This is a genomic window from Dysgonomonas gadei ATCC BAA-286 (genome assembly GCF_000213555.1).
GTDB classification, from domain to species: Bacteria; Bacteroidota; Bacteroidia; order Bacteroidales; family Dysgonomonadaceae; genus Dysgonomonas; species Dysgonomonas gadei.
Genome location: NZ_GL891979.1, coordinates 78,930 through 102,992 on the forward strand (window position 1 = coordinate 78,930; position 24,063 = coordinate 102,992).

The window sequence follows — 24,063 nt, forward strand, 5'->3', positions numbered from 1 at the left end:
ATGGGTATTACTATTCTGATTATCATTTCAGTATATTTTGCTGTGTTATTACTTATCTCTCATGTTGTAAGTAAAAAAGACAGCAATAATGATGCTTTCTTTCTCGGAAACAAAAAATCCCCATGGTATATTGTCGCTATAGGTATGCTCGGAGATTCCATTTCGGGAGTCACATTCGTTTCTGTTCCCGGAATGGTGGGACAATTCGATATGACTTATATGCAGATGGTCCTGGGCTTTTTTCCCGGTTATCTCATTGTCGCCTTTGTGCTATTGCCCTTATATTATAAACTCAATCTGACTTCTATTTATGGCTACTTGCAACAGCGTTTTGGCCTGTTCTCATATAAAACAGGGGCGTCATTCTTTATATTATCGCGAATTGTAGGAGCGGCCTCTAAATTATATCTAATCGTATTGATTCTGCAGACATTGGTTTTCGATCAGTGGCATATTCCGTTTTATGTAACGGTTATTGTTATTGTAGCACTGATATGGACTTACACGCATCGAAGCGGGATGAAGACAATTGTATGGACCGATGCCCTGCAAACTATATGCCTGCTGGCGGCGTTAGGCCTTATTATCTGGCAGGTGGCTTCGAAGATGGGTTTCGATATCTCACAGGTTGCTGATACTATCCGGAGTAGCAAGCATAGCCGCATCTTTGTTTTTGATGACTGGGTGTCGAAGCAAAACTTCTTTAAGCAGTTCTTCAGCGGGATACTTATTGTGATAGTTATGACAGGTCTGGATCAGAATATGATGCAGAAAAACCTTACATGCAAGACGCTGAAAGATGCCCAAAAGAATATGGTCAGTTATGGATTTGGCTTTATTCCTATGAACTATCTGTTTTTGTCGCTGGGTATATTGTTGCTCGCATTTGCGACCCAATATGGAATTATGCTTCCAGATAATCCGGATCAGATATTACCAGTGTTAGCGACCGAATACTTAGGAATGCCTGTACTTATATGTTTTACCATAGGTATTATAGCCGCATCGTTTTCTAATGCAGATTCCGCACTAACATCTCTTACGACCTCTGTATGTGTGGATCTGCTGAATGTGGAGAAGAAGGAGGGCGAAGAGGCTAAGAAGATAAGGGGTAGGGTGCATCTGCTTGTCTGTATTGTGTTTTTACTGGTTATTTTCTTTATTGACCATATAAATCAGACCAGTATACTGGATACTATATACAAAGCGGCGTCATATACTTATGGACCTTTGCTGGGACTATTCTTCTTCGGTTTGTTTACAAAGATAAATATAAGGGACAGGTTTGTCCCTGTTGTCTGCATTTTTGCTCCACTGTTGAGCTATACCTTAGAATATACTTTACTGCATACTCTGGACTACAGGGTAGGATATGAGATACTTCTTCTGAATGGTTTATTTACTGTAGCCGGATTATTCCTTTTGTCAAGAAAAAGTAATGGAATTAAAGTCGGCTTGAATTGAAAAGGTAACAATTCGGAAAACGGTAAATTCTTAGTTTTTAAGTAATTCAATCTGGTATCTCAATAGATCAAACTTTGACAAGAAGTTACACCTCATTGTCTGTTGAATAAAATCATTTATGGACGATAGCAGGATTTGCAGATTGTCCTCTTCGTACGTATCATTGCTGAAATAAATCCAGTCATGAGACAAGTATCTTTCAAAATTATCTCTTGTCGGCTTTGACATTTCTGCCGACAGTTTGGGATTCTCTAACAGTAATTTTATACCATATTTCAATTCGGGTTCTAAATGAGATATAAGTTTAAAGTTATTCTTGATTTGTTCATAAGGGGTGGCAACTCTCATAAAATAGGTCAAGTCTTCAAATTTTTTATAAAGAGCCTTACCTTTATCACATTCCTTATCTTGCTCGAAATAGTGGATGTATATTCCTTTTAATTCATGTTCTTTACCCGTTTTATAAGCTTGATTATAAAAGAATTTGTAAATGTTTATGTCGTTATTTTCAATCTTGGATTTAAGAATTGCCATTTCTTCTTCTATTCTATCCAACACAGTTGTGCAGTCTTTCGATTTATATCGTTGTCCGTCATAGTCAAATGTTTTGATTACAATCTCTTTTCTTCGGATGGCATTCAGTATATCTTTGTCGTTCTCCAAAGCAATATAACCATATATGTTATCTATTTTATCTTTGCTGAAGATAGTATCCACGCTTTCCATCAACTCCTCTTCCATATTTGTAAAGCTCTCTATGTCGAAAGGAAGCGGGTTCTTACTGTCATAGTAACCGTTATACTCCTCCGGAAAAGCGTTTTTATTAAAGCCATCTGTAAATTCATTAATAAACTCCTCTGGTTTCATAATGGTCACAGTATCTTTATAAACGACATTTGAAAAGATATTTTCTGTAAATTTTTCTTCTGTATCATCAATATTTGGAAATAAATCAGACGCAGGATTATTACTGTTCTTCTCTTTTTGGATGTTCAACCGTTTCAATGCGGTAACTCTTTCTTCGGTCCCGGGATGGGAAGCCCACTGATCTTCTATATTGAGTTTAGATTTGTTGTATTTATTTAAATCTATGATGGATACCATTGGTAGATTATTTTTGAAAGAAATTTTGCTTTTTTCGGCAAGAAAATTCATTACAGCGAACTGTTCTTTATATATATTTTGACTTTTAATATTATTCTCTATCTTGTTGCCATAAGAATCCAAAACCAGATTATATGAGTATTGAGCTAGGGTCATTCTCAATAAAGATTCTTCGAGAGGGAGGCTGCCGGCAATATTTGCGGCTACTTGATCTGCGTGAAACTCCATTTCTCTAGAAAGGGCCATATACCTTACGTTTACAAAGCCATACATCTTTCTCAGAACCCATTGGATACCCTGTATTATCTTTACGGCAATTATGACGAAAATTGAGAAATAGCCGGAAATATTCGCCCAGCTTTGTATCATCTTGTCAAAAGATTCGTTATCGTAAAGCATATTAAAAATCACTTCATTTACATTGTAAACATAACTGCCAACACTCATGCTTCGTTGCGAGAAGTGCCCGAATTCGTGAGCCAGTATCGCTTTCAATTCCTGTTCAGTAACAGTATTAACAAGCCCTAGTCCAATTTGCAGATTTTTTCGTATAGGGAAAAACATACTCCAGAAGCTGGAATCGTAAAATACGGCGGCATTTACATCTCCTGAAAGATATACTTTTTTAGGAAATTTAGTTTTAGCTTCATTTGCGATATCCTCAATTACCTTAAAAAGCAGGGGATATTCATCACGATGAATTTCTGTCAGATGGCTTCTGTCTACCTTATGTTTTTTGAATAGAAATTTAAATAGAAATATAAGGACAAGAAACCCCAGACTAGCTAGCCCGACACCTAATAGGATAGTGAAGAATTTTGGTAGTACAATTATTAACCCTATACCTCCTAAAGCACATAAAATTGTAAGAGCGATGGCGGACACTAGTAAAAGCAAATAAACAAATATGAAAATAATGATTGCAAAAATAGCCTTAAAGGTCATTTTTTTAAAATTGTCCGATAGCTGGATATTCATAGTATTAGATAGTTTAAGTTAGTTCTGTATTTACACAGAATTTTTGCGAATATAACTATTTTGGTGAATATAAAAGAAAAATAGCCGATAAGATATTATCGGCTATTACTTCATAATATAAAGGAATGAATTTTTACTTTATTTTTTCCATTATCTCATGCAATGCATTCGACAGACCTTCCAAATTCTTTCCTCCTGCCGTGGCAAAATGAGGTTGTCCTCCTCCACCGCCTTGGATATGTTTAGCTGCGTCACGGATTATTTGAGAAGCATTTAGTTCGCGATCCTTCACCAGATCATCACTGATCATCAATGTAAGCATCGGCTTATTTTCATATTGGGTAGCCCCAACGAAAATAGAATTGACCGGGAACTGGCCTCTGATCTGGAATGCTATATCTTTTGCAATATCAGCAGGGAATGGACCTGCTAAAGAATATACATCTATACCGTTGATAACCTGTTTTTTCTTTATTAAAACATCCTTAACCTGAACAATTTTTTCCTTGACATATTCATCTACCTGTTTTTTTAGTTCTGAATTTTCTTCGAGGAATTTCTGAAGAGCCTGAGTCAGGTTAGGCGTATTGTTGAAGAACGATCTCACTTCCGTCAATACGTCCTGTTGCGTATAGAAGTAGTTTTCACACGCTTCAGCTGTAATCGCCTCTATACGGCGTATACCGGCAGCAATAGAGCTTTCATTCACAATGCGGAACGAACCGATACGGCCGGTAGATGATATATGTGTACCTCCGCAAAGCTCAACGGAATCACCGAAACGTATAACACGTACATCATCACCGTATTTTTCACCAAACAGAGCCATTGCTCCCATTGCCTTAGCTTCGGAGATAGGGACATGGCGTTTTTCATCTAGGGCAATATTTTCGCGTATTTTTGCTGTTACAAACCGCTCCACTTTACGTATCTCCTTATCCGTCAGTTTCTGGAAATGGGAGAAGTCGAAACGCAGGACACCGGGAGATACATATGAACCTTTCTGTTCCACATGGCTTCCCAGTATTTCGCGAAGGCCTTCGTGCAATAAATGTGTCGCGGTATGGTTACACTCGGTAGCTGTACGATTCTTTGTATTGATGCGTGCGATAAATGTCGCCGTCACATCTTCTGGTAATTTAGAAGAGAGGTGGACAGCCAGATTGTTCTCACGTTTTGTATCGGTGATTTCTATTTTTTCATCGTCATGTATCAGCCAGCCGCTATCGCCCACCTGTCCACCCATCTCGGCATAGAAAGGTGTACGGTTGAGTACTATCTGATAAAATTCCTGATTCTTTTGTTTTACTTTCCGGTAGCGGAGTATTTCCGTTTCACATTCAGTGAAATCGTATCCGAAGAATTCCGGGTCGCCTTCTTTCAGAACTACCCAGTCGCCTGTTTCCACAGCGGCGGCATTACGGGCACGGTCTTTTTGCTTCTGCATCTCTGCCTTAAAGCCGTCGTTGTCTACGGTCATACCGTTTTCACGAAGGATGAGTTCTGTAAGGTCGAGAGGGAAGCCGAATGTGTCGTATAGCGTGAAAGCGTCTGTACCATTAAGTTCTGTTCCGTTCTTCGCTTTTGTTTCGGATATTTGCTTATCCAGTAATTTAATACCTGTATCCAGTGTGCGCAGGAATGATTCTTCTTCTTCTTTTATCACCTTCTCTATCAACGTTTGTTGTTGGATAAGTTCCGGATAAGCCCCGCCCATAGTCTCTATCAGGGCAGGAATAAGCCTGTACATAAATGCTTTGTGCTGGTCAAGGAATGTATATCCGTAGCGGACAGCACGGCGGAGAATACGCCGGATTACATAACCTGCTTTAGCATTCGATGGTAATTGACCGTCGGTAATAGAGAACGCGATGGTGCGGATATGGTCGGCGATGACACGCATGGCGATGTCTTGTTTTTCATTCTGTCCATAAGCACTTCCGGTTAATTCGCCGATAGCTTTTATAATAGTCTGGAATACATCTGTATCATAATTGGAGATTTTCCCTTGTACTGCCATACATAGCCGCTCGAATCCCATACCGGTGTCAATTACTTTTGCAGGTAGCGGTTCCAGTGATTTGTCAGCTTTACGGTTGAACTGCATGAATACAAGGTTCCATATTTCAATCACTTGTGGGTGGCTTTCATTTACAAGTGTAAGTGCGTCCACTTTTGCTCGTTCTTCGTTGGGGCGTAAATCGATATGTATTTCCGAACATGGGCCACACGGGCCTGTATCGCCCATTTCCCAGAAATTGTCTTTCTTATTTCCGTTTATGATGCGGTCTTTGGACAGATATTGTTCCCAGTATCCGGCAGCTTCGTCGTCACGCAACAAGCCTTCTTCGGGGCTACCTTCGAATACTGTTACATATAAACGGTCTTTATCCAGTTTGATAACTTCTGTCAGATATTCCCATGCCCATTCTATAGCTTCTTTCTTGAAATAGTCGCCAAAAGACCAGTTGCCCAGCATTTCGAACATCGTATGGTGATATGTATCGTGGCCTACTTCTTCAAGGTCGTTATGCTTACCGCTAACACGAAGGCATTTCTGCGAATCCGCCACACGTGGATATTTAATAGGAGCATTTCCCAGAATAATGTCTTTGAACTGGTTCATACCCGCGTTTGTAAACATCAGAGTAGGGTCATCCTTGATAACCATCGGGGCTGACGGTACTATCTGGTGTCCTTTGGAAGCAAAGAAAGTTTTGAAAGAGTCACGAATTTCTTTAGAAGTCATCATTTTAGTTACTAGTTACGAGTAAACGTGTTACAAGTTATAATTTTTAGTTTCAACATTGGCATATTGGTACATTAACCTATTGCCGCATTAATTAAATATAAACGATTTGCAAAAATAGTTCAAAAACTTTACTTTTGTCGAACTCTCTAAACAAAATATCAGAGAAGTACTAAAAATGAAGCGAAAAGTATACTATCGTTACAATCCGCAAACTCTCACATATGAACGGATTTATCCTAGCATGAAGGATAAAGTTATCACCGTTTTCCGTCATTTGATATCGGGTATAGTGGTTGGGATAGGAGCATTGGTCGCTTTTGTCTATTTTTTTGGTACACCTTGGGGAGAAGCACAAAAGAAAGAAAACCAACTCATGCTTACTCAGTACGAAGTATTATCGAAGAGGGCAGATGAGATGTCTAAAGTTCTGAGAGATATACAACAACGTGACGATAATCTGTATAGGGCTATTTTCCATGCCGATCCTATACCTACATCTATCAGGACTTCGGGAGTAGGCGCTCCGGGCAGGTATGATTATCTGACGGAGTTGTCAAGTCCGGAACTGATAATTCAGACCACCAAGAAGATCGACTATATTTCGAAGCAGATCTATATTCAGTCGAATTCTTTCGATGAAGTACTGAGTATGGCGAAAAATCAAAAAGATCGTCTAAAGCATATACCAAGTATTCAGCCGGTTCCTGATAAATTTCTGAAACAGGTGGCATCAGGCTACGGTACACGTATAGACCCTATATATGGAACAGCCCGTTTTCATGCGGGAATGGACTTTGCATCCAACATCGGTACTCCCGTATATGTTACGGGTGACGGGGTGGTTACTCTTGCCGACTGGAAGCAAGGCTACGGAAAATGTATAATAGTTGACCATGGGTTTGGTTATCAGACCCTATATGCTCATTTAAATGACTATAAGGTACGATATGGACAGAAGGTCACACGTGGAGAGCAAATAGGTGAAGTAGGTAATACCGGAAAATCCACTGGCCCGCATCTTCATTACGAAGTGCATGTAAGGGGAGTTCCCGACAATCCGGCGAAGTATTATTTTATGGACTTATCTCCGGAAGAGTATGACAAGATGTTGCAGATAGCTGCCAACCACGGGCAGGTAATGGATTAAATCTATGTACCAATATGCCAATTTCTATGATGACAAAATTATAATGAGCTGATAGCTATCGGCTACTGGCTAAAAGCTAAAGAATGAAAATCGATTTAGAAAATAGTAACCGTTTGTACTATTCCATCAAAGAGGTTGCGACCCACTTTGGTGTAAATGAATCATTGCTTCGTTTTTGGGAGACCGAATTTAATATAATCAATCCACGTAAGACAGATGGCGGTGCCCGCCAATATACAAAAAAGAATATTGAAGATATTGCAGTTGTATATCATCTTGTAAAAGAAAAAGGGCTGACCCTCGAGGGCGCCCGTCAGACTTTAAAACAAAGAAAGGATGAGGAAACACGCAAAGTACAGGTCATACAGAAACTGGAACAGATAAAGAAGGAACTGGAAGACTTGGAGCGTGAATTCGATTCATCCTTTGACTAAAAGTTTTATACAGGTTTAATCAAAGACCAGTGATTATGGATAATCTTCCATTCATTTGCTACTAGCTTATAAACCTCGGTACAGTTCCACTTATACACCGTTTCCTCTGTATATGATATCAGATTATAAGTTAAGACTGCCATTTCGTCTGTAGCCTGTACTACAGGTTCAATAATCTCATACTTATCTACCCGGACTTTACCCCTCATCTCTTCATAAAGAGCTTCTATTTTATCGAATCCGTCTAACCTTTTCTCAAGAAATGGGTCGAAATAAGTAAAGTCCGGGGTGTATAGCTCCAGATAGCCCGACGGGTTACCGTTATTCCATTTCTCTAATGCGGCTGTTTCCAGTGCGATGATCTTTGTTGCGATGTTTTCGTGATTCATGTTTGTAATGATTTAAATTATTTCATTACAAAGGTATTGCCTCCCGGTAGAATGCCTGCGATGCATATGACGGGGGAAATAGCACTTTTTACGGTTTGTTGACGTTGCGGTATTGCAAAGGTGTATGGCCTGTTTGTTTCCTGAAAAAACGGATAAAGTATGATGTGTTTTCGTAATTGAGAGATGCAGCTATATCCGATATGGAATCGGATGTGTATAAGAGCATTTTTTTCGCTTCTTGTATAAGCTTATTCTGAATAACTTGTTTAGCGCTAATTCCCTTTGATGATTTTATCAGTTCATTCAGATAATTTGGAGTAATACAGAGTTTATCTGCATAATGACGGATAGAATGGTTTTGATTGTATTCTATGCCTACAAGTTTTATAAAAGAGTCGGCATGTCTGTTTTTTAGTTTTTCGGCATTATCGGTAGATGAATTTTTGAGAATATAAATCCTGTCCAGTGATTTCAGTGTCTGATATAGTAAGGCTCTTAATATATGCTTATCTTTTTCCTTATAAGAGTCTATTTCCTGTTTAATTTCATTTATCAGCCGGAGAGTATGCCCGGATTCTTCACCCAGACTTAATTTACTAAAAGTATGCGAGTCTCTGAAATATGATAAGTGTTGCAGAAAATCAGGATCATTGAAGAACGTGAGTAGAAATTCTTTTTCAAATATCAGTGCATAGCCATCGGTAATATTGTCTATGTCCCACCAGCGTATCTGGTTGGGTGAGGAGAATATTATATCCCCTTCCCGGACATAATAATCCTTTTCATCGATTCTAAACTTTCCATGGCCATCAGTAATCAGCGTAATATCGTGGTAGCTTAACCTATGGACAGCATCCTCTTTCAGGTATATCTTTATATCCTTCAGCCGGACAACATCAATCAACAGCTCTTCGCCGTATTTGATCTTGTGGAAGGCGTATTGTTTGATCCGGTGCATAGGATACACATTTTTTTTAAGACTTTTGTGATACCGTTTAAAACTGGAAATAGATAAACGGCTGAGGACCACTCGACATTGTAGCATACACCAACCAGAAGACTAATCCTGCCAATCCTGCTTTGAACACCAACGGAGTATTGTTGAATCCGGTTTTCACTTTGTTCACAAACTTTTCAGGTAAGAAATGCATAACATATCCTATGGCGACGAGGATAAATACGTTCTTGTATCCTTCGAGTACAACCAGCCAGTCGTGTGGGGCAAATGTCAGATTACCGATACTCATAATCACGTCACCGGCCAGTTCGAAACTACCTGCGCGGAAGAATATCCAGCAAAAGGCTACGAAGTGGAATGTGAATAGTATGCAGATAATACGGGTAAAACGGTTGTCCGGTATTTTTATAAATTGTTTGAAGAAACGTTCTACCACCAATATTCCTCCATGCAGTCCCCCCCAAATAACGAATTTCCATGATGCCCCATGCCAAAGACCTCCTATCAGCATTGTGAGGAAAAGGTTTACATAGGTTCTTATTTTCCCCTTACGGTTCCCTCCTAATGAAATGTATAGATAGTCGCGTAGCCATGATGACAATGAAATATGCCAGCGACGCCAAAACTCGGTGATGGATTGTGATTTATACGGAGTCAGGAAGTTGGGTGGAATGGTGAATCCCATCAATAAGGCCAGTCCGATTGCCATATCCGAATATCCCGAAAAGTCACAATATATCTGCAATGTGTAGCCATATACAGCCATCAGGTTTTCGAATGCCGTATAACTCAATGGAGAATCGAATACCCGGTCGACAAAGTTGGTAGATATATAGTCCGATATAACAGCCTTTTTTATCAGACCTATCAGTATAAGGAATATGGCGGTACTGGTCTCCTCCCTGGTCAAATGCAGTTTTTTGTACATCTGCGGAAGAAAATCTTTTGCCCTGATGATGGGTCCTGCTACCAGTTTAGGGAAAAAACTGATGTAGAAGCAGAAGTCGAGGGTAGACCTGGCCGGTTCCATCTGTTTGCGGTAAAGATCCACGGCATAACTAATGGCCTCGAATACGAAGAATGAAATACCGATAGGCAATATTATATTCTGGAACGATAAATCGCCGTGGAATATAGCGTTAATATTATCAATGAGGAAGTTTGTGTATTTATAATACGACAGCATTCCCAAATTGGCTATGATGATGAGCGCAAGTAACAGTTTCCGGGAAGAGGGCTTCTCTATCTCATACATCTTTTTTGATAACAGGTGGGTGACGACCGCACAAATGACCAATAGTATATAGTAATTTCCACCTGCTTTATAATAGAAGAATAGTGAGAAAACAATAATATATATCTTACGGAAAAGCTCAAGTTTCTGCGACTTTGTGAGCACATATATAATATAGAATACAAGGAAAAGCCCCAGGAACAACGGACTATTGAATAGTAAAGGGTGCTCGGGATTATATACAAACCACGAATGAATATCCAGTTCTCCAAATAGCCTGGAGATGTAATCGGGAAGATATATATCAGTTATGTTTAACAGTGCTTTCAATTTATCTTTTTCTTCTTAAAATTATTATATGCGTCAATAAAGTCGGAAGCAAATAACTGTCCTTGAGCCTCATATCCACCAGTGGTGTAATGGACTTTGTCGCGGGCAATCAGACGCGCATACTCTCCTTTGGGCGCGATACCGGATGCTCCACCCATACGTGTATATAAATCCCATACAGGCAGATTACTCAGTCCCATGAGGGCATTACTATAGTCGGTTATATAAGTATTTACGCGGCGCCGGCGAAACATGGATGGAGGCGGGGTCATAACCAATACCATTGCGAAGGGGTTGAGCCTTTTTATATTTTCTACGAATTCCTGTATCTGATAAATATATTCCGTATCCGATAGCTTTCCGAACGACTCATTTGTGCCAAATGACAAGATTACGAGATCGGGGTGGAGGATAGGCAATTGTTCGAAAAACAACGGATATTTATTATAATCCGATAGTTTTGCTCCATTAACACCTATCGAGTGGTATATGACACCCGGTTTGTCATTTTCTATAACAAATCCGTTGAGATTATACATTGGTTGTTTTTCGGCCGGTAAGATAGTAATACGGCTCATCAATGTATCGCTGGTATAGGATGAGTAATAGGGTTTAGTAACCATACTCACATAGTCTATACTGTCTTTCGCTATATTGGATGTCTGGGCTTTAGCCTGTACAGGCTTGGTGCTTCTCGTCCCTGCTTTTACCGGGATCTTAAGCCTCTGTTTCGGTCTTATCATATTCGACTTCATTCCATTGGCTTTCTTTATCTGCGCTACGGTAACCCCATATTTACGCCCTATTACCGATAAGCTTTCCCCACTTTTTACAGTGTGGTATCTCATCCCTATAGTAGATGCGGTGACAGTGCCCGATGACGAAACCTGTAATGGCTCGGCTGTTACGGACATCCTGTATTGAGGCTCTTTCGTAGGGTAGATGATTTTTATTTTATTAAATTCATATCCTTCCTGTGTAGATAGTTGCAGGACAAAATCTTCGGCCGAGGTATACAGTGCTATCCCGCTCAGACCCACACCCACATCGGCAACAGGATATACATTCAACAGGCTCTGCCATGTGGCATTACATGCATATTTTACATAACGGGGACCGTTCGTCCTTACCAAGCTGTAAGGGAATGTAAATCCGAATCCTCCATTTCCGAACTTAAACTGTAAAGCCTCTCGGATTGCATTGGTGAAAAAATCAGCCTGAATATGTGAATCGCCTATATGCACTATATTTACTTTGCCTTGCTTGTTTTTCTCTAAATTGTATAATTTCTCAAAAACGGCTGACAGTAATGCCTGATTAGCAAAAATATTATCACCGCTATCCGTTGTTTCCTTGCTATTGTATCTGCCCTTGGCAGATAGCATGATTGCAGGCAATAATAAAAACAGGAAGAATAGGGGTAGTATTTTCTTTGCAAACTTCATCAGCAGGTTATTTTCTTTATTGTTTCGCTTTAAATTTCGTATATCCTTTATCTATTTCAGTATATATCAGTTTAGCCACCTTTTTTGAGCCTGAGCCATTGAAGTGGGTATAATCCTTATTGGCCAGTTTATTATCTACCCAGGTTACCATCGAACCTTTACCTCCCATCACTTCATACAGGGATATAAAGCCGGAATTAGTTTTACGCGCATAATTCCGTTGCGCATTGGCCAGAGGTACCACAGCAGGATCGGTTTGCATAGTCCCATCTATCTTTAATGCTCTGTCGGCTGTGGAAATGACTAATATATCGGCATTCGGGAAACATTCATGCAGATTGTTCACTACTGTTGTCATATTCCGTTCGTACCAATTGTAATTTAATGAACCATAGCCTAATACATTTGCTCCATAATGAAGGATTATTAAATCATAATTTAATACCTTGTCGAAAGCGTTCATTAATGCCGGGTTTAGAATGGATAGGGGCAGACCCGAATTACCACGCGTAGAAAAATTATCCACATGCACGCCTTCTCCGTTATCGAAATTGAATCCGTAGATAGGTATGGAATCTGCATTATGGAAATTGACCTGTATCGATTTGGCATTGTGGGACGAAAGGGATAATGTATTTAATAGATTTACCGGATTCAGGCTCTTGCTGGAAACCGAATCTTTATCTGCCGCGACCGTAACGTAGGCTTTGCTATTATTCCCCCTGCCGTATAATAATACAGGATTATTCAGTTGTGTAGAATGCTTCTGCGACTGAGCTTTATACCTGACCCAATATGCTTGCGCAGGATCTTTTGCAAAGAAAACCTGCCCGTCTATACCGAATGGCTTCATCGGTTTTTTCACCTTTATAAATGATTGGGAGAACCAGTTTTTAGAATACTGGTGCGATATGGATCCTCTGGCTCCTGCCGAAAGTGAAGATACTGCTACATAGCCGACACCTTCTCCTCCATAATTTTCCTGAAACTCGCTGCGTACATCTTGTACTATGTAGTCTCCGTCATTCATAGAGTCTCCGAAATAAGCAATTCTTACTTTGCCTGTTTTCGTTTCTTGCAGTTCGCGTAGTTTAGTATAGAAACGATTGAGGTTTTGATATCCGTCGGCTGCTAATGCGGGGTTGAAATTGGCATCTACTTCCTCGTAGGCCTGGGCTTTTGCACTGTCCGATTCTACTATAGCAGGGGTGTCATGTATTTCTGTCGTATCACTCTGAGCCATAAGCGCCATGCTATCCATCAGGATATTTTCGTTTGCTTCCACGTGTTCCGAAAACAAGCGTTCCGGCAAAACTTCCTTGAAAACTAAAAAGGCTGCTATAGATAAGGCTACGAATAAGATCGCCTTACCAAAATACGAATTATTAGATGTACTCACAATCAACAATTTAATCTAATGTTTTATTTGATTCTGAAACTATTTTTCTAAAGTTGTGCAAAGCTACTTACTTTTCGCTAAAATATATTATGAGAGAATATATTTTAGTGATATTTTACTTTTATGTCAACGTATTCAGTCCCAACAATCACATAAAACAATGGTTGTTTACTGAGACAAAAGTATATTCTATCTTTTATATTTTGTAATTGTTTTAGTACGTTTGTACCAAATACGGCGTTTACTGTATGAAATTTAGATTTCTAGTGGTGAAATAGTCCCGTTAATATTTTGCTTTTGCAGTAATGTGTTCTATTTCTATTTTGAATGTGGCTGTCCGGCTCCATGATTTATCCATGTACTTTTCACCGAGCTCTTGATACTCCGGGGAATATTTTCGTACCAGCAATCGCAAGGCTTTTCGTTTTTCATCATCAGACAAATCCATATTGACTTTGCCGAATACGATAACACTTTCGAAGAGAGTTGTGAATTGTTCGGCGATGGGTTTGGTAATGCCAACCACGCAGAATGAAACTTTATTATTTCCTCTTAATATATCGAGTTTCTGCCCCTCCGGCGCACAATGGAAATAGATGTTGTTACCCTCCTTATCAAATGCGTAGCTGATAGGTATGCCATAAGCATAACCATTCTCGGTTGTTCCTAAACTGAGGAATCCGTATTCGGAAGTTTGCAGTAGTTCGGTTATGCGAACCTCGTCTTCCAGTATTCTGTTTTGTCGTCTTATTTCTCTAAACATTTGGCCTCCCCAACCCCTCCAAAGGAGGGGCCTTTGGTTTATATTTATAAATTACCCACTCTGTTCACCACCCTTTCGGAAGGTTGGGAGGGGGCTTAGTCTCCGTTCCAATAATTATTCTTAGCTTTCTCTCTTGGTCTTTTCACACTCTCGATAGGGAAACCGATTACGAAACTATTGGTATAGTGGTGAGTTTGTATATCATGTACTTTCGTCTGATACCACGAACCAAGATAACCTATGCGGATAGTATATTTATGTATTGGTACATCTACTGTCAGGTAATTGCGCAATGCCCGCTGATTATGTAATGAAGCGAAATTGACTACCCCGACAGAGTTTCCTAATGAAATCTCATAATAAGATTGTCCGTATCTGGGAGAGAACAGCATGCCCATAAAGGGCGTATCCATTTGCCAGCGTACTGCAAACCATTTGAATTTATAGGATGCTGTAAGCGACAGGTTCAGATTGGTGTATCCGCGTGCTGTGGCTGGATTATTCCCGTTGCGTTCATTATAAAGCACGCCTGCATTGATGTCCCACAGTCCGCCGACACCGAAGCGGAATGCATCGGTATTATACAGACTGTAATGCCCGCCGATACGGTAATTTGCCAAAGCCCAGTATTCAGTGGCGTTCTTTGCCGGATTGTCCCCTTTGGAAAAATCCAGTTGAAAGACCTGCTGTTTATAGAATTTATAATTGAACCATGTGGTGTGTCGCATTTGCTCATACATCAGATGTATGGAAAATCCTTTGTATCCTAATGGAGACAAGTATGTATCATACATATTGGCAGAGCCAATGGATGCAGTGATGGTGTTGTTGGTGATAAGAGGTTTTGGTATACTTAGACTAGAGTCATCGATAATTATCGTTCTCTTCTGTGGAGCATAACCTTCAATCACTACAGCTTTTAGAGAGTCTTCCTTTATTTGGGCAGATATACTGCTGCAAAAAAGTAAATAAGATAATATCCATATAATTTTACTCTTCACCCTCCTTATCTCCATCTTTAAACAATGATTGTTGCCCTGTTATTTCATCTATGATATCTGATATAGGCCGGTTGTCGATTTCGTCATCGTCGTCATCTATTTGTACTTCAAATTTCTTTTCTTCTTCCTCTACCACTTCGGGGAAGCGGATCGGTTCCAGTTCCCTGATTTCTCCGATTTCGAATGTCGACAGGCGTTTCCCTTTTGCTTTAAAGCCTTTTACTGCAATGAATTCATCGGCATCTATTTCCAATGCTTCACGATAACTGTCACGACCGCCGAATGTAACCTGTATCCGAGGATAAACAATGTCGGTCAGTATATGTAATTTCGATTCATGATTTTCTCCAAGGAAATTCTGTTTCTTGGCTGAGGCCTCGAATACAAAACGTTTCAGATACATAAACTGCTGATCAGCATCAAACAGTACGGCTGTCCAGATCTTATTCGCGTCGAATTTTTCTATACGGATAATACCTGCTTCGTAGTGATTGGTCACATCGAAATTTGAAGTGTAAAATTCACCATTTTGGTTTACAATGAGTATCTGGTCGTCGCTTTGGAACTCTCCGAGGAATTTGCCCCGTCCGTCATAATTAAGGCGCAGCACGTCTTGGTCGAACCATACTTTACGTCCTCCGAGGGTAGAGCCGCCTTTTTGTTTTAATGATATTTTATGTACTTCGGCTTTTGTCAGAATATTACCCATCGACTGGCGTCCTTTGATGGCTATATCGCTGAAGTCTTTTTCGAAAACAAGTATCTTCTGGCGTGGTTTCGGTTTCAGTATTACACGTATTGTTTCTGCCTCTCCATTAGGATTTGCGCTGAAATATACAATCCGTGAACCTTCCTTTCCCTGTGTTACATCGTACTCCTTATCACGGGTGATACCGGTTACTGCAAAGCGTTTGATATAATCGGGCCCATGTTTTCCATGACGGTATACCACATTGTAAATTGTACGATTGTCGTTACGGCGGAAGACATAAAGATACAGTACGTTTTTGCCGACGAACATTTTGTCACTGACTTTTACAATCTTATACTTTCCGTCTTTATAGAAAATAATGATGTCGTCGATGTCGGAGCAATTGCATACATATTCATCTTTCTTGAGTGCCGTACCGATAAATCCTTCCTCGCGGTTGATGTAAAGTTTTTCGTTGGCTTCCACAACCTTTGTGGCCTCAATGGTATCGAAACTCCGTATTTCGGTTTTACGGGGATAATTCTTACCGTATTTTTCCTTCAACATCACATACCATGAAATAGTGTAATCTGTGATATTTTCGATATTGTGCTTTATTTCTTCTATTTCTTCTTTGTATCGGGCTATCAGTTCATCCGCCTTGTCGGAATTGAACTTGAGGATGCGTCCCATCCTGATTTCCATCAGTTTCATGATGTCTTCACGGGTTACCTCGCGGATAAACAATTTGGCAAATTTGGCCAAACGCTTGTCTATATGCTCAACAGCTGCATCCATATTCACCGCATTCTCAAATTCTTTATCTTTATAGATACGCTCTTCGATAAATATTTTTTCGAGAGAGGAGAAATGAAGTGTTTCTTCCAGTTCGCTCTTTTGTATCTCCAGTTCAAGTTTGAGGAGCCTTCGGGTATTCTCGGTTGTATCTCTGAGTATTCTGCTTACAGTAAGGAAATACGGCTTGTTATCTTCAATCACACAGCAGTTTGGAGAGATACTTATCTCACAATCGGTAAATGCATATAGCGCGTCTATTGTTTTATCAGACGAAACGCCGGCAGCTAAGTGTACATGGATTTCGACATTCTGGGCGGTAATATCGTCTACCTTACGGATTTTTATCTTGCCTTTGTCATTTGCCTTCAGAATAGACTCTACGACAGAAGAAGAGGTTCTTCCATAAGGAATATCGCTTATGACAAGAGTTTTGTTGTCTAGTTTCGATATTTTGGCGCGTACTTTTACCGAACCGCCACGTTCTCCATCATTATATTTGCTTACGTCTATATAACCCCCTGTCTGAAAATCTGGATATAAAGTGAACTCTTCACCTTGCAGATGTGCTACGGCGGCATCGCATAATTCGTTGAAGTTATGAGGGAGTATTTTTGAAGAAAGACCTACGGCAATACCTTCGGCACCCTGTGCCAGCAATAAAGGGAATTTTACGGGCAGGGTAATCGGTTCTTTATTACGCCCGTCATATGATGGTTTCCATTCGGTTGTTTTAGGATTGAAGAGTACCTCCAACGCAAATTTGGAAAGGCGGGCTTCTATATAACGGGGTGCGGCAGCACCGTCTCCGGTAAAGACATTTCCCCAGTTTCCCTGACAGTCGACGAGTAGATCTTTTTGTCCCAGCTGTACCAGGGCGTCACCGATAGATGCATCTCCATGCGGGTGGAACTGCATGGTGTGTCCTATAATGTTTGCCACCTTGTTGTAACGCCCGTCATCCATGCGTTTCATTGAATGCATAATGCGGCGTTGAACCGGTTTCAGACCGTCGGTAATATGCGGTACGGCACGTTCGAGTATGACATAAGAAGCATAATCCAGAAACCAATTCTGGAACATGCCTGACAGATGCAGTTGATTGTCTCCCGAGTCTTTTACTGGTACTTTATAATCGGAATGACTGCTGTCATTTTCCGATTCTTCATCCATAACGGGCTCTTCGTTCTCTAAATTCTCTGGTTCGTCGATAATATCTTCGGGGAACATGTGTAATATCTGATTTTTAAGTAAAAGATAGAATTTAATGATACATTTCGGATTGCACCTTGTTTCTTGTTTCTTTGCTTCGCAAAGTATAAATAGGTTTGCGATCCTGGCTATTTCAAAACTCGTTCAAAGATAGTTTTTTTTGGTCTGAAATCAAAATTGGGATTTGAAATAATCTGAGAGCCTTTTTTATAATTAGGGCAAACCTGAAATTTATTTTTTTGAATAAATTTATCTATGTAGTTAGAGCCGATAGCCTTTAGCTGTTAGCTTATAGTATTCTTTGAAATTTTGATTAGCAGATTTACCTCGTCTTCACTTCGGTGAACGTTGTTTGTAAATTAGCATATTAGCAAATGAGTGATAAGTGTTACCTTTGTTACCTTTTAACAAAAGCTTCAGTGAAACTCAGTGTCTTCTCAGTAGTTCTCAGTGTAACATAAAAAGATTGTTGCCTTTTAACAAAATATAGTTAATGAATATGAAATACACAAGATGAAAGCAATGAAAAAACTGTCAGATATGTCAGGTTTTAACAAAATATGGTTAACGAATGTGAAATAAGCAAATGACTATAACTTACAATTTTTCGAGCGTTTACCATATTTTATAATAAATACAGATGTTGCATGCTTTTTTTCTTACTTTTGTTCTAGAAAAAACGTATTTATGATAATAGATAATAACTATCTGGTTCAGCGCATTGAAACGCTGATAAAAGAGAAGCAGCAAAGCAGTCGTATCGAACAAAAAGAGAGTAATCGGTTGTATCAGATAAAGCTCCGTTTTCCGCAATGGCTTAGAAATATAATTTTTCATCCTTTTAATCCTGTGTATTCGATTTACCTCCAAAGAAAAGCGAGTATAAGAAAGTCAAAAGAGAATTATATTCCTTTAGAATCCTTGCATCCGTTAGCAGTAGAATTTGCCAGATATTGCTTCTCACAGAAAGTCAATTTTGATTCAAATATATATTATCCTCATGAAGATGAAGCTGAAATAATATCTTTTATCGATAATAGACTAAAATCGGTCATTGCCGGATATAGCTGTTTGAATATGACAGAAAGACAGAAGGATATAATAGAGAAAAGAAAATTGATACAAGCTAAAACAAAAAAACTGAGCGACGGATATTCTTTAGATCTGGATGGGCTGAGTTATTTTCTACCAAGCGATTCTTTTCAAGAGCACACGTATATTCATGATTATGGTTTGAAATATCTTCCCGGATATGTGCATGAATATATTAAGGGGAAAGATTTTCTCGATGTGGGTGCATACCTAGGGGATACTTCTATCTTACTTTTGAAAAAATATAATCCGGAAAGGATCTTTGCATATGAGCCTGTCGGAAAGAATGCAGAGCAGCTAAAAGAAACTGTCCGGAAAAATAATGCAGATAAAATTATAGTTGTAAATAAAGGTCTGGGAGATAAAGAAGAGGAAGTTGATATTTATATAAATCCGGAACAGCTATCGAGTTGTACAACAAATGATTCGATCGCCGGCGCTTCAGCTATAAAAGAGATTATACATATTACTACCATTGATAAAGAATGCAGAGACCGTAATGTGGGACTGATAAAAATGGATATAGAAGGAGCCGAATACTCATCTATTCAGGGTGCACTGGAAACTATAAAAAGAGATAAGCCTGTGCTGCTCATATCACTCTATCATACCGGAAAGGATTTTTTTGAAATACCTCCTGTGCTGAAAGCGGCTGTCCCTGATTACCAATTCCGGTTTTTTAATATAGAAATTGTTAATCCTATTTCAGAAAAAATACTTGTAGCATATCCTGCCGGACACGTATAAGAAATTTGTAAACTTACTGTAGAAGCTATTAAAATCTTATATTTGTATCTGGATAGTATGAAAATTACGATGATACATATTAGATTTCTATATACTTTTCTATTCCTTCTGTCCACTCTTTTAGTGGCAGGGCAAAAGGTGAACTATCAGACTTTCAGTAATATCAATCTTAATTCGGAAGCCTCGAGTATCAATTGTTTTGCACAGGATGCTCAAGGCCTGATATGGATAGGCTCTAATAAAGGGCTTTTCAGTTATGACGGATACACAGCCCAGCAACACTTTTCATTCGACAGCAAGACTAATACGCAGATATATTGTATTCTGGTACTCGATGATACATACTTATGTCTGGGGACTGATAACGGCATACTATTTTATAATTACAAGACCGATAGTTATAAAAATACCGATCTGAAGTTTCCACCTGATGTAAGGGCTATGGTATTAAAGAATGGTATTTTATGGATTGGTTCTCTTGATGGACTTTACAGATACAATATTAAGACAAAGCAGATCGAGAACCTTAGCGAAAAAGAAAATAGCGGCCTTCCCCACAGAACAGTCTATTCCATTATAAATACAAAAGATAACGATTTATATATCGGTACTTATAATGGACTATGTAAATACATTCCGGCAACAGATAAATTCATTATTATCAATTTGCCCGCCAATATAAAACGAAATAATCAGTTTGTAAATTCATTATTAGAAGATACCGCCCGTGGATGTATATGGATTGGCACTGAAGGAGCATTACTAAAATATACGCCGGGGTATAATACAGTAGAAGAGATCAGCTTTTTCCATGATAATTCTATTAAATCCCTTGAGACAGATTCTAATAATAATCTGCTTTTGGGAACAGATAACGGTCTTTATGTATACAGTGAATCTACAAAAGATATACAACATGTGGTTCATGACTCCCGCAATGAAAAATCTTTATCCAATAATATCGTGTGGGGGATATTTGCAGATCGGGAGAAAAATATATGGTTAGGTACCGATTATGGGATATCCTTATCGCGCTATAACAAAGTGTTTCAGATTGTTCCTATTTCTCAAATAACAGGGATCGGCGACGGTAACAGATTCCATGCCATATTTAGAGATTCGCGTAATAACTTCTGGTTCGGGGGAACCAACGGCCTTATCTTATCCCTGTCTTTTACAAATAACCCTGAAAACTCTGTCTGGTACAGGATGGGAGACCGACGTTATCCTATTTCGCACAATCGTATCAGACATATCTATGAAGATAAAGAGCAAAACCTTTGGGTGGCAACAGATGGGAGCATCAACCGGTATGATTATGACAAAAAGCAATTTATACATTACAGCATTGTCGACAGTACGCATACGCTCAATTCCAACTGGGCATATCATATCTTCGAAGATGATAAAGACCACCTTTGGATAGCAACTTGTCTGGGTGGAATATTCGTTGTGGATAAACAAAAACTGATTCAGTCTTCGCCATCCGCTAATTATGTAGCGGACTATAATTATTCTACACGTAATGGATTGTCAGGTAATTTCATTAATCAGATTGTGCCTGACCACAAAGGCAATGTTTGGGTATTGCTTTATAACAATGGAATCAATAAGATAGATACAAAACTGAATAGCGTGACAAAGATCCCGATAGAATCGGGAACCAATAATGAAAATCCGAACTATATAATATGCGACCATGAAGGCTTTATCTGGGCAGGATTCCGGGGCGGGCTGGTACGTATAAATCCCGAAAACGATGAATCCCGTTTCATTAAGTTCGATGCTTTCAGTAATAGTGAAATACTATCATTGGTAGAAGAAGGGCAACATATATGGATATCCACAAGCGATGGTGCATGGGTACTGAATAAGCAGAACTATAATGTGCAGCGTTTGAATATAACAAATAAAGCCTATACCAGCGGCTTCTTCGACAGATTCTCAGATAAGATTTATTTAGGCGGAAGCGATGAATTAGCTGTTTTTTCACCGGCCATGTTGCAGGAAGTACGCCCCGATCTGCCTGTTGTGCTTACTGCCTTGTATGTAAATGATAAGTTATATCAGTCCGGCATAGACTACAAAGGTTATAGTATCCGCTATCTGGACAAAATAGAATTGAATTATAAGCAGAATAATCTGGGGTTTGAGTTTTCGGATTTGATGTATTCGCAAGAGGAAGGGAGTAAATTTGTATACAGGCTTGAAGGAATAGACAAGGACTGGAATATACTGAAACAAAATTCGGGTCGTATAACTTATCCCAACCTGGAGTATGGAAAATACAGCCTTATTATAAGTAAGCTCGACTCGTCAGGCAAACCATCAGATAAAATATATACATTTTTCATTCAGATCAATCCGCCGTGGTATTATACGGTCTGGGCGAAATGTATTTATGCTTTTTTATTATTATGCCTGTTACTTTGGATAATGAATTTTTTCAGGGTGAGGAACAATTTGAAAATAGAGCGGATAGAAAAGGAAAAGACGTTGGAATTATCTAACCTCAAGATAGATTTTTTTACGAATGTATCGCATGAGTTCAAGACGCCGCTGAGCTTGATTATAGCTCCGGTAAGCCGTCTTTTGTTGGAAACAAAAGATCCGTATAAGAAAAAACAACTTGAAGCGGTACAGCGAAATGCTTTAAAATTGAACTCTCTCATCCGTCAGGTCCTTGATTTTAACAGGATAGATAGTAATACGAATGCAAACCTGATATTATCGAGAGTCGAGTTCGTGGAATTTGCCCGGAGCCTGTACTCGGTTTATGAAGAAGGGTATAAAGAGAAGAATCTGAAGTTCTCATTTCATACCAATAGAGAGAAAATCCATATAAATATAGATGTATTGAAAATAGAATCGGTACTGAATAACCTTATAGTCAATGCCTGCAAATATACCAGAGAAAATGGAGACGTAAACTTTAATCTCGTAGCAAACGATACGGACAAAATATTGGAAATAACTGTTTCGGATACAGGTATAGGTATACCTCAGCGGGATATTCCTTATATATTCGAACGTTTTTACCAGTCATCAAAAACTTCGAAAGAGAAGGAGGGGACAGGCATCGGCCTTTATCTGGCAAAGACATACAGCGAACAGCACGGAGGCGCGGTTACTGTTTCGTCTGAAGAAGATAAGGGAACCCGGATTGTTATTACTCTGCCTCTGGACGACAATGAGGCTGAAGCAGATATTGTATCTCAAAGAAGAGATGCAAATAATAATGGGAATAAGCCGCTTGTATTGGTTGTCGATGATAATCCCGAAATAGCGGATTTCATATGTCAGACACTCGTGTCCAAATACAGGTATGAAGTGGCTCATAATGGTAAAATGGGACTGGAAATGGCTTTAAATCTTAATCCCTCCCTGATAGTAGCCGACATCATGATGCCTGTGATGGACGGATTGGAAATGAGCCGCCGTATACGCAGGAATATACCGACTTCTACGATACCTATTATCTTGCTTACAGCTAAAGATGATAAGACCACCGAGCTGGAAAGTATAAATCTGAATGTAGATGCATTCATATCCAAGCCATTCGATCCTGAAATCCTTTTGTCCCGTATCGAACAATTGTTGAAGAGTAAGCAACAGCTGGAAGACAAACTGCGGATAGAAACTATAGCTGCCCCGAAAGCAATAGAAGCTACATCTCCCGATGAGAAGTTCCTCTCCGAGATAACAACGATTATAGAAGATAAGATTGCTGACCCCGATCTGAACGTAAATGCGCTCAGTGATATTTCGGGTGTCGGATCCAAACAGATTTATCGCAAAATAAAACAATTGACCGGACTCTCGCCTGTTGAGTTTATACGCTCGGTACGTTTGAAAAAAGCAGCGATGCTCCTTTCCCAAAATAAGTTTTCCATTGCTGAGGTGATGTATATGGTCGGATTCTCTAACCGTTCGTATTTTTCGAAAAGCTTTCAGGCTGAATTTGGAAAAACCCCGCGCGAGTTTATGGAGAGTGAAAGTTAACGTGTTTATTTGTAGGTGTTTACTGATTTGTTCGGAATAAGTTAAACTCTTCCATTGTCCTGTTTGTGTTCTCATCTGTCTAATTTGTGCATAGTGTAAATCATTCATTGGGTATAAATTTGCTGT

15 protein-coding genes are annotated in these 24,063 nt (G+C 39.3%); 5 read left to right on the top strand and 10 right to left on the bottom strand.

Annotated elements, in window-relative coordinates:
• Entirely contained in the window at positions 1-1,464 is a 1,464-nt protein-coding gene (locus HMPREF9455_RS00355) for a sodium:solute symporter (RefSeq protein ID WP_006797567.1), read from the top strand.
• A 30-nt stretch (positions 1,465-1,494) separates the two neighbouring features.
• Here the strand turns inward: HMPREF9455_RS00355 and HMPREF9455_RS00360 are convergent, their stop codons facing one another.
• Both HMPREF9455_RS00360 and alaS read right to left on the bottom strand, forming a co-directional pair.
• A complete protein-coding gene (locus tag HMPREF9455_RS00360) occupies positions 1,495-3,546 on the bottom strand; it encodes a M48 family metalloprotease (protein WP_006797568.1) in 2,052 nt (683 codons plus the stop codon).
• Positions 3,547-3,679: 133 nt separating this feature from the next.
• Positions 3,680-6,298 carry an alanine--tRNA ligase gene (gene alaS / locus HMPREF9455_RS00365; protein WP_006797569.1) on the bottom strand — a complete coding sequence of 873 codons (2,619 nt, stop codon included), beginning with the start codon at positions 6,296-6,298 and terminating at the stop codon, positions 3,680-3,682.
• A gap of 175 nt (positions 6,299-6,473) precedes the next feature.
• On the opposite strand from alaS, the gene HMPREF9455_RS00370 reads away from it, so the two are divergent.
• The gene (locus HMPREF9455_RS00370) at positions 6,474-7,445 is read left to right on the top strand and encodes a M23 family metallopeptidase (protein WP_006797570.1); all 972 of its coding nucleotides are present in this window, start codon (positions 6,474-6,476) and stop codon (positions 7,443-7,445) included.
• Between the two features lie 83 nt (positions 7,446-7,528).
• Entirely contained in the window at positions 7,529-7,879 is a 351-nt protein-coding gene (locus tag HMPREF9455_RS00375) for a MerR family transcriptional regulator (RefSeq protein ID WP_006797571.1), read from the top strand.
• A 5-nt stretch (positions 7,880-7,884) separates the two neighbouring features.
• Here the strand turns inward: HMPREF9455_RS00375 and HMPREF9455_RS00380 are convergent, their stop codons facing one another.
• The 8 genes from HMPREF9455_RS00380 to HMPREF9455_RS00415 all read right to left on the bottom strand — a co-directional run bounded on the left by HMPREF9455_RS00380 (position 7,885) and on the right by HMPREF9455_RS00415 (position 18,057).
• Positions 7,885-8,268: a YybH family protein gene (locus HMPREF9455_RS00380; protein ID WP_006797572.1), complete on the bottom strand. Its 384-nt coding sequence runs from the start codon at positions 8,266-8,268 to the stop codon at positions 7,885-7,887.
• A gap of 88 nt (positions 8,269-8,356) precedes the next feature.
• Positions 8,357-9,226 (bottom strand): AraC family transcriptional regulator, encoded by an 870-nt coding sequence (locus HMPREF9455_RS00385; RefSeq protein WP_006797573.1) that lies wholly within the window; start codon positions 9,224-9,226, stop codon positions 8,357-8,359.
• Positions 9,227-9,263: 37 nt separating this feature from the next.
• The gene (locus tag HMPREF9455_RS00390; RefSeq protein ID WP_044215376.1) at positions 9,264-10,745 is read right to left on the bottom strand and encodes an MBOAT family O-acyltransferase; all 1,482 of its coding nucleotides are present in this window, start codon (positions 10,743-10,745) and stop codon (positions 9,264-9,266) included.
• Positions 10,746-10,786: 41 nt separating this feature from the next.
• Entirely contained in the window at positions 10,787-12,235 is a 1,449-nt protein-coding gene (locus HMPREF9455_RS00395) for a LysM peptidoglycan-binding domain-containing protein (protein ID WP_006797575.1), read from the bottom strand.
• 16 nt (positions 12,236-12,251) lie between these two features.
• Positions 12,252-13,634, bottom strand: a complete 1,383-nt coding sequence (locus tag HMPREF9455_RS00400) for an SGNH/GDSL hydrolase family protein (RefSeq protein ID WP_245532150.1) — start codon at positions 13,632-13,634, stop codon at positions 12,252-12,254.
• A 283-nt stretch (positions 13,635-13,917) separates the two neighbouring features.
• Positions 13,918-14,397, bottom strand: coding sequence for a pyridoxamine 5'-phosphate oxidase family protein (locus HMPREF9455_RS00405; RefSeq protein WP_006797577.1), 480 nt, complete (start codon positions 14,395-14,397; stop codon positions 13,918-13,920).
• A 95-nt stretch (positions 14,398-14,492) separates the two neighbouring features.
• Positions 14,493-15,413 (bottom strand): DUF3316 domain-containing protein, encoded by a 921-nt coding sequence (locus tag HMPREF9455_RS00410; protein WP_006797578.1) that lies wholly within the window; start codon positions 15,411-15,413, stop codon positions 14,493-14,495.
• On the bottom strand, positions 15,388-18,057 hold the full coding sequence (locus tag HMPREF9455_RS00415; protein WP_395858087.1) for a DNA gyrase/topoisomerase IV subunit A: 2,670 nt from the start codon (positions 18,055-18,057) through the stop codon (positions 15,388-15,390). The genes HMPREF9455_RS00410 and HMPREF9455_RS00415 overlap by 26 nt, the downstream gene beginning before the upstream one ends.
• A 726-nt stretch (positions 18,058-18,783) precedes the next feature.
• Here HMPREF9455_RS00415 and HMPREF9455_RS00420 point away from each other — a divergent pair.
• Together HMPREF9455_RS00420 and HMPREF9455_RS00425 are read left to right on the top strand one after the other, a co-directional pair.
• Entirely contained in the window at positions 18,784-19,935 is a 1,152-nt protein-coding gene (locus HMPREF9455_RS00420) for an FkbM family methyltransferase (protein WP_006797580.1), read from the top strand.
• A gap of 69 nt (positions 19,936-20,004) precedes the next feature.
• Positions 20,005-23,937 carry a hybrid sensor histidine kinase/response regulator transcription factor gene (locus tag HMPREF9455_RS00425; protein ID WP_245532151.1) on the top strand — a complete coding sequence of 1,311 codons (3,933 nt, stop codon included), beginning with the start codon at positions 20,005-20,007 and terminating at the stop codon, positions 23,935-23,937.
• Positions 23,938-24,063: the final 126 nt, after the last annotated feature.

Bases quoted from the DNA above. Each gene is read 5' to 3' on its own strand.
- HMPREF9455_RS00355 (WP_006797567.1), top strand. From the start codon at position 1: ATGGGTATTACTATTCTGATTATCATTTCAGTATATTTTGCTGTGTTA.
- HMPREF9455_RS00360 (WP_006797568.1), bottom strand. From the start codon at position 3,546: ATGAATATCCAGCTATCGGACAATTTTAAAAAAATGACCTTTAAGGCT.
- alaS (WP_006797569.1), bottom strand. From the start codon at position 6,298: ATGATGACTTCTAAAGAAATTCGTGACTCTTTCAAAACTTTCTTTGCT.
- HMPREF9455_RS00370 (WP_006797570.1), top strand. From the start codon at position 6,474: ATGAAGCGAAAAGTATACTATCGTTACAATCCGCAAACTCTCACATAT.
- HMPREF9455_RS00375 (WP_006797571.1), top strand. From the start codon at position 7,529: ATGAAAATCGATTTAGAAAATAGTAACCGTTTGTACTATTCCATCAAA.
- HMPREF9455_RS00380 (WP_006797572.1), bottom strand. From the start codon at position 8,268: ATGAATCACGAAAACATCGCAACAAAGATCATCGCACTGGAAACAGCC.
- HMPREF9455_RS00385 (WP_006797573.1), bottom strand. From the start codon at position 9,226: ATGCACCGGATCAAACAATACGCCTTCCACAAGATCAAATACGGCGAA.
- HMPREF9455_RS00395 (WP_006797575.1), bottom strand. From the start codon at position 12,235: ATGAAGTTTGCAAAGAAAATACTACCCCTATTCTTCCTGTTTTTATTA.
- HMPREF9455_RS00405 (WP_006797577.1), bottom strand. From the start codon at position 14,397: ATGTTTAGAGAAATAAGACGACAAAACAGAATACTGGAAGACGAGGTT.
- HMPREF9455_RS00410 (WP_006797578.1), bottom strand. From the start codon at position 15,413: ATGGAGATAAGGAGGGTGAAGAGTAAAATTATATGGATATTATCTTAT.
- HMPREF9455_RS00415 (WP_395858087.1), bottom strand. From the start codon at position 18,057: ATGGATGAAGAATCGGAAAATGACAGCAGTCATTCCGATTATAAAGTA.
- HMPREF9455_RS00420 (WP_006797580.1), top strand. From the start codon at position 18,784: ATGATAATAGATAATAACTATCTGGTTCAGCGCATTGAAACGCTGATA.
- HMPREF9455_RS00425 (WP_245532151.1), top strand. From the start codon at position 20,005: ATGATACATATTAGATTTCTATATACTTTTCTATTCCTTCTGTCCACT.